We start from the raw sequence: 13,737 nt of genomic DNA, 5'->3' as shown, positions 1-13,737 counted from the left end.
GTGTCTCGAATTCTTGATCGAGACAACCGAGCGTAGGATGATAGTGTGTTGGTGGGATAGTTGGGCATTACCACTACGTACTTATGCGTACATGGTTTGACGTCGGCACTAGCCCAGCATCCGGATCAGATCGGCAATGCCGCGCACCTGCATTTTCTCGCGGATACGCCAGCGGTGAACCTCGATGGTCCGGCGGCTAATCCCAAGCTCCGCGGCGATTTCCTTGTTGAGCTTTCCCTCGAGCATGTGGCGGAGCACTTCTTTCTCCCGGTCGGTCAGTTTCGCCAAGCGGTCGGCAATGATCTTCTTGGGAAGCTCGAAGGGGGTCCGGTTGGCCAGCAGCCCCCCGGCCAATTCGATCGCTTCGAGAAGCCGACCAGCCTCTGTCGGCTTCTCGATAAAGTCGATGGCCCCGTTACGCATGACCTGAACGGCGATCGGAACGTCGCCATGTGCGGTGACGACGATGATCGGAATATCTATGCTCATCTCGGCAAGCTGAGCCTGCAATTGCGGGCCACTCATTCCCGGCAGCCTAACGTCGAGCAGCATGCACGCCTTCTGCTCCGGGTCGAACGTCTTCAGGAAGCCTTCCGCCGACTCGCAGGGCAGTGTCGCATAGCCATGCGCGTTCAACAGCGCGCAGAAGGAGTTGCGCACGGACTCGTCGTCCTCGACGACATAGACCGAAAAGTCCTGATCAGGCCTGTTCGCCATTTGCCCCCTCGATCGGCAGTTGAAACACGAATACCGAGCCGGTCTTTGCGGGTTCGGCCCAGATCCGGCCCTCATGTGCCTCGATGATTGAGCGGCACAAAGAGAGGCCTATGCCCATGCCCTGCGTGGTCGATGTGTTGAACGGCTCGAACAGGTACTTGCGCTGTTCCGTTGGTATCCCGTGCCCGGTATCACGGACATATACTTTGACCCACTGGCCCGATCTTATCACCTCGACGGTCAGTTTCTGGACCCTTTCCCCCTGCATCGCCGCGATACTGTTGCGCGCCAGGTTCAACATGACCTGACCGATCTGTACCGGGTCGGCAAGAACCCGTGGAATGCCTTGGTCCAACAGCAGATTGACCTGAAGCCTTGGCAGATCGACATAGGCGAGCGCAAGGTCGATACCCTGCTGGATGGCCTTGTTCAGGTCGATATATTCGGCATTCAGATCGCCTGCGGATATGAAATTGCGCATGCGGCGCATCAGGTCACCGGCCCGGGTCGTTTCGGCGACGGCCTCGTCGATAAGCTGCGCCGCCCGCTCCGGGATTTCGACGTCGGCGTTCCTCAATTCCTGGCGGCACGCGCTGATGTAATTGGAAATCGCTGACAGGGGCTGGTTCAGCTCATGCGCGATCGCCGAGGCAAGCTCACCCATCGAGCTGGCCCGCGACGCATCGAGAAGCGCGTGCCGCAAGCGGGTTTCCTTCTCCTCCGCAGTCTTTTGCGCCTCGCGTGCGGCGCGCTCGTGTTCCAGGCTGTTCAGAGCGAAAAGCGCCCGGCGCAGGATGCGCAGCGCATCACGGTCCATCGCCGAAAAGGGACGGCTCTGGCCGCGTCGCTCCTCGCGCCAAAGCGCGAAGGAGCCACGCGGCGACAGCCGCGTGACCCCGCCTTCCGTGGTGGTCTCGACCTTGTCGGGCTTTCCGGCCCAGCGGATCGTCTGCTCGAAATCGCTGCGCAGAAAAACCAGATAATCCCGGCCATCTTCGGACAGATCAAGAAGCGCGGCGCCGGCGGCCACCGTCAATTGCTCCGCGTCCATATTGATATGGTCCGACAGCTGCGCGGTCGTTGCAACGCCGTCCGCCTGCAGCTTGCAAAGACCGGAAAAATCCAGAGGCTTGTCCGGCACCGCGCCGAACGCGACGACGCCATCGCCCCGAAAAAGCAACATCCCCTGCGCGTCGATCAATTGCATCAGCACCGGGGCCCAGTCGTCTATCAACGACCGCAGCGACGTGCCGCCACGCGCCTGTTGCTCTATGCGAAAGGCCGTCTTCTCGGCGGTGATGCTCGTCTGAAGCTGATTGGTGCTCTCGATACTTTGCAGCAGCGCAGAGGTGGTGCTCCCCAGGAGTTCGGCAAACCGCAACCGGCTCGAAGATATCTCGCGCGGCTCGTAGTTGTGGCAGGCGACCAGCCCCCAGAGCTGGTTGTTGGTGACCAGTGAAATAGACAGGCTAGCCGCCACGCCCATGTTGTTGAGATACTCAACATGCACCGGGGCGACGGCACGAAGTTTGGAAAACGTCAGATCCAGCGGAGACGCGGATTGCGCGTCGGCGACGCCACCCTTGCGGCTGATGATCGGCACCCGCTCGCTGTTGATGTCGGGGATCGCCCGCACGACGTTCAGCAGAAAATGCCGCCGCGCCGGATCGGGAATATCGGACGCGGGATAGTGCAGCCCGAGAAAGCTGTCAGGGCGATTGGTACTCTCGGCGATGACCTCGCCATGCTTGTCCTCGGCGAACCGGTAGATCATCACCCGGTCGAACCCGGTCACATCGCGGATGATCCGCGCGCTCGCATTGGCAAGATCCTCGAGCGCGCCCGGCGTGACAAGTTCCGAGATGAACTCCCGGCGCAGATATTCATCTTCCCAAACGCGCGCCGGCGCAGGCTCGGGGTGCAACAGTTCGAGAACGATATGACCGTTGCTTCGATGTGGCAGGCATTCCAGATCTATCCGCGTGCCGTCGGGCCCCGGAAAACTTAAGAACCAAGGGCTGAGAAGGTCCGGGGTCGACCGTCCCAGCGTCAGGCTCCGCAAATGCCGTGCATTGGTCTCACCGATGAGCCTGGCAATATCCTTCCCGAGGATCTGCTCGGGCCCGAGCCCGATGAAAGACGCCGTATTCCTGCTCGCGAATTCGACGGTGAATCGCTCCCCGTCGATTGCAATCAGGGCACCATGCGGCTGGACCGCGCCGATCAGGTGGATCGGCTCCCGGTCGCAGGTTTCGAGGTTGACGGTATCCAGCGTCATGGCACCCTCGCAACGGCAAGAGGGGCTGAATGGTCCAGCGGCGCAAGCCAGTCTGCCAGCAGCCGGAACGTGTCGTGAGCACCCTGTCTCAGGTCACTGACGGCGGCCCCCTCGGCCTCCAGCCCCTCGAGGTATGCGTTGGTCATCGGCCAGCGGTGGCCACCCACCGCCCGGCACCATGACCAGAACCGCCGACCCGCTTCGTCTTCGCGCTCAAGCAACCGGCGCGCGGCGCGGTCGATGCGCGCGCCCCCGAGTGTCGCGCCTTCGATCACGTAGAGGATACCGCCCAGCGACACGGGAGACACGATATCGAACGCCTCGCTGCATCGCGGGCTCTCTTCGATCGCCTGGGCGCTCCATCCCAGATCCGCCAGGTCTTGCGCCAGATACCCGGCCCGTTCCGCGTAATCGTAACCGGCAGTGCATGCCGCTCCACATGAAATCGCGCGCCCAATCGCCCGGTCAAGCGGCTGGTAAAACCCGTAAAGCCGCAAGATCAGATCCCGGTAATCAACGATGCCGAGAGTCTGGTCGAACAGTGCCTGAAAACAAGCGTGCTCGTGTAACCGCTCGTGTTGTTGATGCGTATGCGCGCGCAGTTGGTCGCGCAATGAGACATTCCGAGGTGAACCCTTGGCCGTAGGCACGCGTCACTCCAATGTTGAATATTCCGTTTCTGGGGAGACCGTAGCATGAATTTCGCGCATCCCAAAAATTGAATGGCAAACCAAGTGTTTCGCGGTTTCGGCACTGGCAAGACAGATCCGGCGAAGTATCGTTCTCAAAGTGCATATGCTCTTCGCGGCTCTCAAGGACTGGCTGAGGTGCCCTACACCCACCCGCCACGCGACATCAGGCCCATCGCCTCTAGCTGTCGCCAGCCGGTGATCCGTGTCGAGGCGTCGCACCACAGGTCCGGGTCCTCGGTCAGCGCGTCGTAATAGCCCTCGTAAAGCTGGCTGTTGGCGAAATGCTCCTGCCGTGCCTTTTCCTCGGCAGACCGTTCCACGACCGTGTTCAGGAACTTGCTGTGCAACAGCACGCCCGAGATCAACTCTCCCCCCAGCCCATCATAGACATGGTTGAGCCGCCTTGGCAGCAGCGAATGCGCGGAGCTGACATAGGCATAGCGCCGGTTCCATTTGACCAGCGGCACCTTGCCCATCGTGGGCGCGCGGCGCGGCTCGCCGGCAAAGAACATCCGCGCACGCGGCCCGCCCTGTATCCACAGGTTCTGCAGGTCCGGCTTGCGGCGCATCGTGTAATTGCCGCCATCGAACCAGCACAGCCGCTCGAACGGATCATCCCCCGCCGCATAGGGATACGCCGAGAGCCGCCCCTCGGGATACATGTCCAGCATCAGAGCGCCGAACGAGGCCCGCCCCTGCCCCTCCAGCCAGTCGCAGAGCGCAGGCAGGGGCCGGGTGTCATGATAGGGATAAACGAGGCATTCATCGGCATCGAGCGTCAGGCACCAATGGCCATGCCCGTGCCGGATCTGCAACCATGTCAGCCAATCGACGCCAAAGCGCGACAGCTTGTAACTCTGCGCCGTGCTCCAGAGCGAGACATCGGGCTGCACCGCCAGATACTCGCGCGTGCCGTCGGTGCTGGCATTCTCGACGATCAGGAAATGCCGCACCCCCAGTTGCCGGTGATGCTCGAGGAAATACGGCAACCGCAGTGCCTCGTTGCGCATGGTGCCGAAGCACAGGATGTCGCCGGGTCTGATCTGCGCCGTGCGGTCGGTGACCGCGCGCAACTCCCGGCGCTTGCGGAAACTGCGCCACAGCAGGCGGCGGCGCCTCCACCGCAGGCGATAGGCCATCGCCATGTCGCGTATCCCGTCGCCTCTGCCCATGCGGCCCTCTTGATCCCCATCCGGCAGGGTCGGTGCTATTTCGCGTAATGTCCAGACTGATGCCAGCGCCACGCGTCGCCGATCATCTGCGTCAGCGTCGAGCGTCCGGGCTGCCAGCCGAGGTCCGCCGTCGCCCGGGTCGAGCCCGAGACGAGCCGCGTGCAATCGCCCGGGCGGCGCGGCCCTTCGACAATCGGCACCGCGCGGTTGGTCACCGCCGCCGAGTGGTCGATCACCTCGCGCACCGAAAACCCGGTGCCGGTGCCCAGGTTGAACACCCGGCTGCCGCGCCCCTCCTCCAGCCAGTTCAGCCCCAGCACATGGGCCTCCACCAGATCGCAGACATGCACGTAATCGCGGATGCAGGTGCCGTCGGGCGTGTCGTAGTCGGTGCCGAAGATCGTCAGCGCGTCACGCTTGCCGTCGATCGCATCCAGCATCAGCGGGATGAGATGCGTCTCGGGCTGGTGAAACTCGCCCACCTCGGCCTCGGGATCGGCGCCTGCCACGTTGAAATAGCGAAAGATCACGTGCCGCAGGCCATACGCGGCCTCGAAATCGCGCAGCATGTCCTCGATCGCGCGTTTCGATGCGCCATAGGCGTTGATCGGATACTGCGCGCATCCCTCATCCAGCAGCACGTTGTCCTGATCGCCATAGGTGGCACAGGTGGACGAAAACACCAGATCGAGACAGCCCGCCGCCACCGCCGCCTGCATCAGGCAGAGCGACCCGGCGACATTGTTGTGCCAGTAAAGCCCCGGTTCGCGCATGCTCTCGCCAACCTGGCTGAGGGCCGCGAAATGCATCACCGCCTGCGGCTGATAGGCGGCGAATATCTGGTCGAGCCGCGCCCGGTCGGTCAGACAGCCCTTCTCGAACGGGCCGAACTTGACCGCGTCCTCCCATCCCGTGCTGAGATTGTCATAGGTGACGGGGGTATAGCCCGCCTTGGACAGGGCCTTGCAGGCGTGGCTGCCGATATACCCCGCGCCGCCGGTGACCAGAACATTTGTCAAAGCGCGCCCCTGTGCGTGCGGTCACTGCGCGGCTTTTTCGGCATGAACGATATCCGAGATGTAGTTCCACAGCTCGTCGCGCAGCTCGTCGCGGGCGAGGGCAAAGGCCACCGTGGCCTGCAGGAACCCCGCCTTGGAACCGCAATCGAAGCGTTGCCCGCGAAAGCGGAAGCCATGCACCTCCTCGCCCTCCTCACGCGCCGCGTCGATGGCGTCGGTCAGCTGAATCTCGCCGCCTGCGCCGGTCTGCTTCTTGTTGAGCTTCTGCAGAACGGTGGGCGTCAGGATATAGCGCCCGATCACCGCAAGGTTCGACGGCGCGCTGCCCGGTTCGGGCTTTTCCACCATTCCCTTGGTCGAGACGATGTTGCCCATATCCTCTTTCACGTCGAGAATACCGTAGGATTGCGTCGCAGTGTCCGGCACGTCCATCGCCGCGACCATGTTGCTCTGGGTGTCCTCGAACGCCTCGACCATCTGTTGCAGGCACGGCTTTTCGGCGGCGATCACGTCATCGGGCAGGATCACGGCAAAGGGCTCGTTGGCGATGAAGCGCCGCGCGCACCAGACCGCGTGACCAAGGCCAAGCGGCTTGTGCTGGCGCATATAGGCAATCTCGCCACTGTCCATATTGGTGGACTTGAGGATTTCCAGCAGCTCGTCCTTGCCCTTGCGGCGCAATTCCTGCTCCAGCTGCGGGGCGTTGTCAAAGTAATCCTCCAGCGCGCTCTTGCCGCGCGAGGTGACGAAGATGAACTCCTTGATCCCCGCCGCGCGCGCCTCGTCGATGGCGTATTGCACGAGCGGGCGGTCCACCAGCGTCATGATTTCCTTTGGCACCGATTTCGTCGCGGGCAGGAACCGTGTTCCCAGCCCCGCCACGGGAAAAATCGCCTTCGTCACCTTGCGACGCATCGCCTGCACCTCAACTCATTATCTTTGCGCTATCATACACAACAACGCGGGGGTTTGTATGCGGTTAAGGGGAAAGTTTGAAACTTTTTTGGCAGAATCATGCCACCCGCGTGGCAATGGCACAACGCGCGCCTATCCGCCGTCGGCTTTTGCCGCGCGATACCAGCGCCGCACCGCCCGCCGCTCAGCGTCTTCCATGTAACTGAGATTGGCAGGCGGCATCGCGTGGGTAACTCCGGCGTGCATGTAAATCGCCCGCGCCGCATGGGCGATATCAGCCTCGGTCTCCAGCAGAACATTCTTCGGGGCGTGGTGGATGCCCTCGAAATAGGGCGCGCGCGCATGGCACATGGAACAGCGCCCCGGAATGATCGCCGCGACTTCGTCAAAGCCCTCTGCCTCGGCAAAGACCCGCTCGCGCGGGGTGAGGGCGCGCGCTGCGCTGTCGTCGAACGCATCATGACGCAACGGGGCCGTCGATAACCAGATGATCGCGGCAAAGAGCAACACCGTCACCGCCCATGTCCACCAGCGATAGCCGCCGCCCGCATGAATGCTGTTGAAGAAATGCCGGATCGTCACCCCCATCAGGAACACCAGCGCCGCGATGATCCAGTTATACTCCGTGGCAAAGGCCAGCGGGTAGTGATTGCTCAGCATCAGGAAGATCACCGGCAGCGTGAGGTAATTGTTATGGGTCGAGCGCAGCTTGGCGATACGCCCGTATTTACCGTCCGGCACGCGCCCGGCCTTGAGATCGGCCACCACGATGCGCTGATTGGGCATGATGATGAAAAACACGTTAGCCGTCATGATCGTGGCGGTAAACGCCCCCAGATGCAGCATCATCGCGCGGCCCGTGAAGACCTGCGTATAACCCCAGCCCATCGCGACCAGCAGCGCGAACAGCACCAGCATCAACAGCGTCGGCCGCCCCGCCAGCCCGGATTTGCACAACCGGTCATAGATCACCCAGCCAAGACCCAGAGAGGCGGCGGAAAACGCAATCCCTTGCCCCGTGCTCAACCCGCTTTCAGGCGCGATCAGGTAGATCTCGGCCCCCGCCCAGTAGACCACCATCAACAGTGCCGCCCCCGACAGCCATGTCGAATAACTCTCCCATTTGAACCAGGTCAGATGCTCGGGCATACGCGTCGGCGCCACGAGGTATTTGCGGATATGGTAGAACCCGCCGCCATGCACCTGCCATTCCTCGCCCTGCGCGCCCTCGGGCAGGTCATCCGCCTGCCGCAGCCCCAGGTCGAGCGCGATGAAATAGAATGACGATCCGATCCACGCCATCGCCGTGATGACATGCAGCCAGCGCAGCGCAAAACCGAGCCAGTCCCAGATGATGGCAGGATCAAGCATGTCGCGACCTCCGTGTTCTCTTCGCGCCCCCTGCATGCCACAAGACGTGATTGCCCTGCATCCGGGAAAAATCCCTAGCTGTTTCAAGAATACGCTAATAATCTCGGCGCATGGCCTATCTGGAGAATATCAGGACATTCGTGCGCGTCTATGAATTGGGCAGCATGTCCGCCGCCGCGCGCGATCAGCGGATTTCGGCGGCCGTCGCCTCTGCCCGCATCGCCGCTCTCGAAGAGCATCTCGACATCCGCCTGTTTCAGCGCACCACGCGCAAACTCAACCCGACCGAGCAGGGCGCGCTTTTTTACCACAGCGCGCTCAGGATCATCGAGGCAGTGGACGAGGCCGAGGCCGAAATAGGGCAGGTCACCCGCAGCCCGCGCGGCACGCTACATATCGCGGCCCCGCTTGGCCTTGGCCAGCGGATCATCGCCCCCGCCGTGCCCGAGTTCAAGGCGCTCTATCCGCTGATCAACATCCGCCTGCGCCTGTCCGATCGCAGGCTCGATCTGGCCACCGAGGGGCTCGATGCGATGTTCTTTCTCGGCGTGCCCGAAGATTCGTCACTGCGCATCCGCAAGATCGCCGATTGCGAACGTATCCTGTGCGCCGCACCCGCCTATATCGCCCGCAAGGGACTGCCCGAGACCAGCGACAGTCTTGCCTCGGGCGCGCATGACTGCCTGAACCTGCGCTATGCCGGCGCGCCCGAATTCCAGTGGCCGCTGCGCACGCCCGGCGGCGTGCGGCGCATCTCGGTTTCGGGGCCGTTCGAGTCGGACCATGGTGATGCGCTGACGCAATGGGCGCTCAACGGGCACGGCATCATCCTCAAACCGCGCTTTGAAGTGCATGACCATCTCGAGGCCGGCCGCCTTGTCCCGGTGCTGGAGAGCGAGCCGCCGGTGCCGATCCAGATGGCCTGTCTCTATCCCCATAAACGGCGGCAGGACCCCAAGGCGCGGCTGCTGATCGAATTCATGATCGAGCGTATTCTCGGGGCGATGCCGGGGTGACTTTCAAAAGGTGCTGTCCGGCCTCTACCCCCGCGCGGCTCAACCCGTATGCGTTCAAGCTCCACTACAGGCCAACCACCTCAGCCCCGCTCAACTCCCCCGATAGGTCGAATATCCGAACGGCGACAGCAACAGCGGCACATGGTAATGCGCGGCCTTCGCCATGCCGAACCGGATCGGAATGAGGTCGAGAAACCGGGGACCATCCGCGGCCAACCCCATCGCATCCAGGTAAGCCCCGGCATGAAACACCAGCTCATAGGTGCCGGGCGCGAACGCATCCTCCGGCAGGATCGGCCCATCGGTGCGGCCATCGGCATCCGTCGTCAGCGTGCGGATATGCGTGCGCGTTTCACCCTCCATCCGAAACAGCTCTATCGTCAGTCCGGCAGCGGGCTGACCGCGTGCCGTATCCAGAACATGCGTCGTCAGATAGCCTGTCATTTCGACCCCCTTCATCGTCTCATATCATGGCGCAGGCCGCGCGCCCTGCACAAGGTGGTGGCACGCATATTCGGAAACAACTCTTTCAAGTGATATTGGAAAGTGCTTTTGATCGGCTTGCCCTAGACTGACACCGCCGGGCACCCGGCGCGCAACAACCGGTGGAGACTGATGCAACGTTACCCTCGTGATCTTCGCGGCCACGGCCCGAACGCCCCCGATCCGCACTGGCCGGGCGGGGCGCGCATCGCCGTGCAATTCGTCCTCAACTACGAAGAGGGTGGCGAGAATTGCGTGCTGCATGGAGATCCCGCCTCCGAGGCGTTCCTTTCGGACATTCCCGGTGCGGCCCCCTGGCCCGGACAGCGCCATTGGAACATGGAGTCGATATACGACTACGGCGCGCGCGCCGGGTTCTGGCGGCTGCATCGTCTCTTCACCGGCGCGAGCATTCCGCTCACGATCTACGGCGTCGCCTCGGCACTCGCGCGCAGCCCCGAACAGGTGGCGGCGATGCAAGCTGCCGATTGGGAAATCGCCAGCCACGGCCTGAAATGGGTCGAGCACAAGGACATGCCCGAGGACGAAGAACGCGCCGCTATCTCCGAGGCGATCCGCCTGCATCAGGAAGTCACCGGCGCGCCGCCGCGCGGCTGGTATACCGGGCGCTGCAGCACCAATACCGTGCGGCTGGCCGCCGAGACCGGGCAACTCGCCTATATCTCGGATACCTATGACGATGATCTGCCGCATTGGATGCAGGTCGCCGGGCGCGATCAGCTGATCATCCCCTACACGCTCGAATGCAACGACATGCGTTTCGCAACCTCCCCCGGCTGGATCACCGGCGAGCAGTTCGAAAGCTATCTGCGCGACACGTTCGACACGCTCTATGCCGAAGGCGTGGCGGGCGCGCCGAAGATGATGACCGTGGGCCTTCATTGCCGCCTGATCGGACGCCCCGGCAAACTCGCCGGGCTGCGCCGCTTCATCGAGCATATCCAAGGCTTTGATGGCGTCTGGTGCCCCCGCCGCATCGACATCGCCGAGCATTGGGCAAAGGTTCACCCGCCCAAGCGGCAAGAGCGCCCGAGCGAGATGGATCAGGCGCGCTTTGTTGCCCGTTTCGGCGGTGTGTTCGAACACTCGCCCTGGGTGGCCGGGCGCGCCCATGCGCTCGAACTCGGCCCGGCACATGATTGCGCGGCGGGGGTGCATAACGCGCTCTGCCGCGCGTTTCGCACCGCCACCCGCGAGGAACGGCTGGGCGTCCTGCGCGCGCATCCCGATCTGGCCGGAAAACTGGCCGCCGCCGGTCGCCTCAGCGCCGAGAGCGCGGCGGAACAGGCGGGGGCAGGTCTCGACCGCCTCAGCGATGCAGACCGCGCCGCCTTTGAACGGCTCAACGCCGATTACGTGGCGCGGCACGGCTTTCCCTTCATCATCGCGGTGCGCGACCACGACACCGCAGGCATTCGCGCCGCGATGGAGCGGCGGCTGGCCCAGGACAGCGGGGCCGAGTTCGCCGAGGCCTGCCGTCAGGTCGAACGCATCGCCGCCCTGCGCCTGCGCGAGATGCTGACATGAGCCGCCCCCTCCCGCTCACCGCAGCACCGTTGACCGCTTCGGAGTTCGCCCCCTTCGGTGACGTGATCGCGGCCCGTGCGACGCCCACTGTGATGATCAATCAAGGGCTCTGCGCCCGACATAGCGACCTGGCGCAGCTCGATTTCGCCGACGGGCGCGCAGGCATCAGCCTGTTTGACGCGCAGGCGCGCCACCTGCCGCATCTGGTAGAGATGGTCGAACGCCACCCGCTTGGCAGTCAGGCCTTCATCCCGCTCGGCCCATGGCGCTGCCTCGTGATCGTGGCGGCTGATGCAGGCGGCGTGCCGGACACACCGCGCGCCTTCGTCACCGAACCGGGACAGGCCATCAACCTGCATCGCGGGGTTTGGCACGGGGTGCTGACACCGCTCGACACGGCCGGACAATTCGCCGTGGTGGACCGCATCGGCACAGGCCCCAATCTCGAGGAACACTGGTTCGAGCGACCGTATCTGATCGAGGCGCTGGAGGTGTAGAGGACTGTAGATTTTGGCCTAGAGCTGACATTGCAGCATCCCGCGCGAAACGCACCGAAGGTGCCGCGCAATCGCCGGGCCGTCCCGCGGCCTGGCGATTTGGAATGGCGCGTAACGTGTTGAGTTTAGAATGACTTGGCTGAGATAAAGTGCGGGCAACAACCGTTGCTTCGCCAGTGCCCGGCCCTGCGACCGCGCGGCACCTTCTACGGGTCACTCAACGTCCGCTCAAGGCCACTAGCCCCCTTCACCCCCCGCCAAAGGTCAACGGCATATGCCGGTTGACGTCCTTGTAAAGCAGGTAGCGAAACGGCCCCGGCCCGCCCGCATAACAGGCCTGCGGACAGAACGCGCGCAGCCACATGAAATCTCCCGCCTCGACCTCCACCCAATCCTGGTTGAGCCGGTAGACCGCCTTGCCCTCCAGCACATAGAGCCCGTGTTCCATCACATGCGTCTCGGCAAAGGGAATGACCCCCCCGGGCTGAAACGTGACGATGGTCACATGCATGTCATGGCGCAGATCATCCGGGTCGACAAATCGCGTGGTCGCCCAGACCCCACCGGTGTCGGGCATCTCGGTGGGCGCGATGTCGCGCTCGTTCAGCACCAGCACCTCCGGCGCATCCAGCCCGTCCACCCGCTGATAGCGCTTGCGCAGCCAGTGAAACCGCACAACCCCGGACCCGGTATTGCGCAGCGTCCATTTGGCCCCGGGCGGGATATAGGCATAGCCCCCCTCGCTCATCTCATGCGCCGTGTCCTCGACCGTCAGCGACAGCCGTCCCTCGACCACGAACAGCACCGCCTCGGCCTCCGGCTCGGTCTCCGGCCGGTCGCTGCCGCCGCCGGGTCCAACCTCGGCGATATATTGCGAGAACGTCTCGGCAAACCCCGACAGAGGCCGCGCGATCACCCAGAACCGCGACTTCTCCCAGAATGGCAGCAGGCTGGTCACGATGTCGCTGAAGGTTCCCTTGGGAATGACGGCATAGGCGTCGGTAAAAACCGCACGGTCCGTCAAAAGCCGCGTTTGCGGCGGCAGGCCGCCTGTCGGTGCGTAGTAAGAGGGGCTGCTCATGTCCGGGCCTTTCGTCTGATCGTCACGCATGACCCTCTATGCCATGCCCGGCCCGGTCAGGACACTACCGGTATTATTTGAAAGCCTGTCAGGAAAAGCCGGAAGGTAGATTCCACCCGCAGCCCGCGCAACGGGCCTTGCGCGGTACCGGGGGATCGTTTAATGGGCTGGCGTCATATCGCCCCGCACAGGCGGGCGCGATACGGGAAGAAGGCCGCTGTAGCTCAGCTGGTAGAGCACGTCATTCGTAATGATGGGGTCGGGGGTTCGAGTCCCTTCAGCGGCACCACTCTTCTCCGCTTTTCCATACAGATATCCGGACCGGGCAGAATCACCCCATCTCGGCCAAGAGCGCATGATGCCGTGCGGTATAGGCGGCACGGGTGTCGGTGGGCGGGCGCAGGGCGATGCTCAGGTCACGGATCACCTCCGGGTCCGGCTTGCCGAAAAAGCGATCAGCCTCGGCGACAGTGAAACCGGCGATTTCCGTGGCTTCCATCCAGGCGCTGATCCTGTCCGCCTTCTTGATCTGCTTCTTCACCGGCACCGGGATCGTCGCGGGCAGGCCAAAGCGGATATGCACCGCCGCAGCAAGCCGCTTGTCGAGCGCGTCATAGCCCGGCCCGACCGCGTTCTTCACCGGCGAGATCATGTCGCCGATCACGTATTCTGGCGCATCGTGCAACAGCGCCGCCAGCCGCCATTTGGCGGGCGCACGCGGATTGAGGCGCGAATAGAGCCGCTCCACCAGCAGCGAATGCTCGGCCACGGAATAGGCGAAATCACCCAGCGTCTGCCCGTTCCAGCGCGCCACAAAGCTGAGACCATGGGCGATATCCTCGATCTCGATATCGACCGGGGTCGGGTCGAGCAGGTCGAGCCTGCGACCCGAGAGCATCTTTTGCCAGGCGCGGGGTGTGGGCATGGGGCCTCCGGATCAGGTGGTGG

The 13,737-nt window shown here is 63.4% G+C and carries 13 protein-coding genes and 1 tRNA gene; 4 read left to right on the top strand and 10 right to left on the bottom strand.

Annotated features, from left to right (window positions below; genetic code table 11):
• Positions 1-108: 108 nt before the first annotated feature.
• The 7 genes from BMX04_RS03965 to BMX04_RS03935 form a co-directional block, all read right to left on the bottom strand.
• On the bottom strand, positions 109-717 hold the full coding sequence (locus BMX04_RS03965) for a response regulator transcription factor (protein WP_074785103.1): 609 nt from the start codon (positions 715-717) through the stop codon (positions 109-111).
• The gene (locus tag BMX04_RS03960; protein WP_074785102.1) at positions 701-2,995 is read right to left on the bottom strand and encodes an ATP-binding protein; all 2,295 of its coding nucleotides are present in this window, start codon (positions 2,993-2,995) and stop codon (positions 701-703) included. The genes BMX04_RS03965 and BMX04_RS03960 overlap by 17 nt, the downstream gene beginning before the upstream one ends.
• Positions 2,992-3,609 (bottom strand): biliverdin-producing heme oxygenase, encoded by a 618-nt coding sequence (locus tag BMX04_RS03955; RefSeq protein WP_074785101.1) that lies wholly within the window; start codon positions 3,607-3,609, stop codon positions 2,992-2,994. Before BMX04_RS03955 ends, BMX04_RS03960 begins: the two co-directional genes overlap by 4 nt.
• A 218-nt stretch (positions 3,610-3,827) precedes the next feature.
• On the bottom strand, positions 3,828-4,859 hold the full coding sequence (locus tag BMX04_RS03950) for a glycosyltransferase family 2 protein (protein WP_083398077.1): 1,032 nt from the start codon (positions 4,857-4,859) through the stop codon (positions 3,828-3,830).
• Between the two features lie 35 nt (positions 4,860-4,894).
• Positions 4,895-5,878, bottom strand: a complete 984-nt coding sequence (gene galE, locus BMX04_RS03945; RefSeq protein WP_074785100.1) for a UDP-glucose 4-epimerase GalE — start codon at positions 5,876-5,878, stop codon at positions 4,895-4,897.
• 21 nt (positions 5,879-5,899) lie between these two features.
• Positions 5,900-6,793, bottom strand: a complete 894-nt coding sequence (galU, locus tag BMX04_RS03940) for a UTP--glucose-1-phosphate uridylyltransferase GalU (RefSeq protein ID WP_074785212.1) — start codon at positions 6,791-6,793, stop codon at positions 5,900-5,902.
• Between the two features lie 132 nt (positions 6,794-6,925).
• Positions 6,926-8,164, bottom strand: a complete 1,239-nt coding sequence (locus BMX04_RS03935) for a urate hydroxylase PuuD (protein WP_074785099.1) — start codon at positions 8,162-8,164, stop codon at positions 6,926-6,928.
• Between the two features lie 110 nt (positions 8,165-8,274).
• Between BMX04_RS03935 and BMX04_RS03930 the strand changes: the two genes are divergently transcribed.
• Positions 8,275-9,180, top strand: a complete 906-nt coding sequence (locus BMX04_RS03930) for a LysR family transcriptional regulator (protein WP_074785098.1) — start codon at positions 8,275-8,277, stop codon at positions 9,178-9,180.
• 90 nt (positions 9,181-9,270) lie between these two features.
• Here BMX04_RS03930 and uraH read toward each other — a convergent pair whose 3' ends face one another.
• The gene (gene uraH / locus BMX04_RS03925) at positions 9,271-9,624 is read right to left on the bottom strand and encodes a hydroxyisourate hydrolase (RefSeq protein ID WP_074785211.1); all 354 of its coding nucleotides are present in this window, start codon (positions 9,622-9,624) and stop codon (positions 9,271-9,273) included.
• 171 nt (positions 9,625-9,795) lie between these two features.
• Here uraH and puuE point away from each other — a divergent pair, with 171 nt between their 5' ends.
• Positions 9,796-11,211 carry an allantoinase PuuE gene (puuE, locus tag BMX04_RS03920; RefSeq protein ID WP_074785097.1) on the top strand — a complete coding sequence of 472 codons (1,416 nt, stop codon included), beginning with the start codon at positions 9,796-9,798 and terminating at the stop codon, positions 11,209-11,211.
• On the top strand, positions 11,208-11,708 hold the full coding sequence (locus tag BMX04_RS03915) for an ureidoglycolate lyase (protein WP_074785096.1): 501 nt from the start codon (positions 11,208-11,210) through the stop codon (positions 11,706-11,708). Before puuE ends, BMX04_RS03915 begins: the two co-directional genes overlap by 4 nt.
• A gap of 247 nt (positions 11,709-11,955) precedes the next feature.
• On the opposite strand, the gene BMX04_RS03910 is transcribed toward BMX04_RS03915, so the two are convergent.
• Positions 11,956-12,789 carry a bifunctional allantoicase/(S)-ureidoglycine aminohydrolase gene (locus tag BMX04_RS03910; RefSeq protein WP_074785210.1) on the bottom strand — a complete coding sequence of 278 codons (834 nt, stop codon included), beginning with the start codon at positions 12,787-12,789 and terminating at the stop codon, positions 11,956-11,958.
• Between the two features lie 213 nt (positions 12,790-13,002).
• On the opposite strand from BMX04_RS03910, the gene BMX04_RS03905 reads away from it, so the two are divergent.
• A tRNA-Thr gene (locus tag BMX04_RS03905) sits at positions 13,003-13,078 on the top strand.
• A gap of 42 nt (positions 13,079-13,120) precedes the next feature.
• Here BMX04_RS03905 and BMX04_RS03900 read toward each other — a convergent pair.
• Complete coding sequence (locus BMX04_RS03900; protein WP_074785095.1) at positions 13,121-13,714, bottom strand: HD domain-containing protein; 594 nt, start codon at positions 13,712-13,714, stop codon at positions 13,121-13,123.
• Between the last annotated feature and the right edge of the window lie 23 nt (positions 13,715-13,737).

It is taken from the genome of Roseovarius tolerans, assembly GCF_900109855.1.
GTDB lineage: Bacteria > Pseudomonadota > Alphaproteobacteria > Rhodobacterales > Rhodobacteraceae > Roseovarius > Roseovarius tolerans.
This window is presented reverse-complemented; position numbering and strand designations above follow the sequence as displayed.

What these genes read in the sequence shown, in the direction of transcription:
- BMX04_RS03900 (WP_074785095.1), bottom strand. Translation starts at nt 13,714, where the DNA reads ATGCCCACACCCCGCGCCTGGCAAAAGATGCTCTCGGGTCGCAGGCTC.
- BMX04_RS03930 (WP_074785098.1), top strand. Translation starts at nt 8,275, where the DNA reads ATGGCCTATCTGGAGAATATCAGGACATTCGTGCGCGTCTATGAATTG.
- puuE (WP_074785097.1), top strand. Translation starts at nt 9,796, where the DNA reads ATGCAACGTTACCCTCGTGATCTTCGCGGCCACGGCCCGAACGCCCCC.
- BMX04_RS03960 (WP_074785102.1), bottom strand. Translation starts at nt 2,995, where the DNA reads ATGACGCTGGATACCGTCAACCTCGAAACCTGCGACCGGGAGCCGATC.
- BMX04_RS03915 (WP_074785096.1), top strand. Translation starts at nt 11,208, where the DNA reads ATGAGCCGCCCCCTCCCGCTCACCGCAGCACCGTTGACCGCTTCGGAG.
- uraH (WP_074785211.1), bottom strand. Translation starts at nt 9,624, where the DNA reads ATGACAGGCTATCTGACGACGCATGTTCTGGATACGGCACGCGGTCAG.
- BMX04_RS03965 (WP_074785103.1), bottom strand. Translation starts at nt 717, where the DNA reads ATGGCGAACAGGCCTGATCAGGACTTTTCGGTCTATGTCGTCGAGGAC.
- BMX04_RS03950 (WP_083398077.1), bottom strand. Translation starts at nt 4,859, where the DNA reads ATGGGCAGAGGCGACGGGATACGCGACATGGCGATGGCCTATCGCCTG.
- BMX04_RS03935 (WP_074785099.1), bottom strand. Translation starts at nt 8,164, where the DNA reads ATGCTTGATCCTGCCATCATCTGGGACTGGCTCGGTTTTGCGCTGCGC.
- galU (WP_074785212.1), bottom strand. Translation starts at nt 6,793, where the DNA reads ATGCGTCGCAAGGTGACGAAGGCGATTTTTCCCGTGGCGGGGCTGGGA.
- BMX04_RS03910 (WP_074785210.1), bottom strand. Translation starts at nt 12,789, where the DNA reads ATGAGCAGCCCCTCTTACTACGCACCGACAGGCGGCCTGCCGCCGCAA.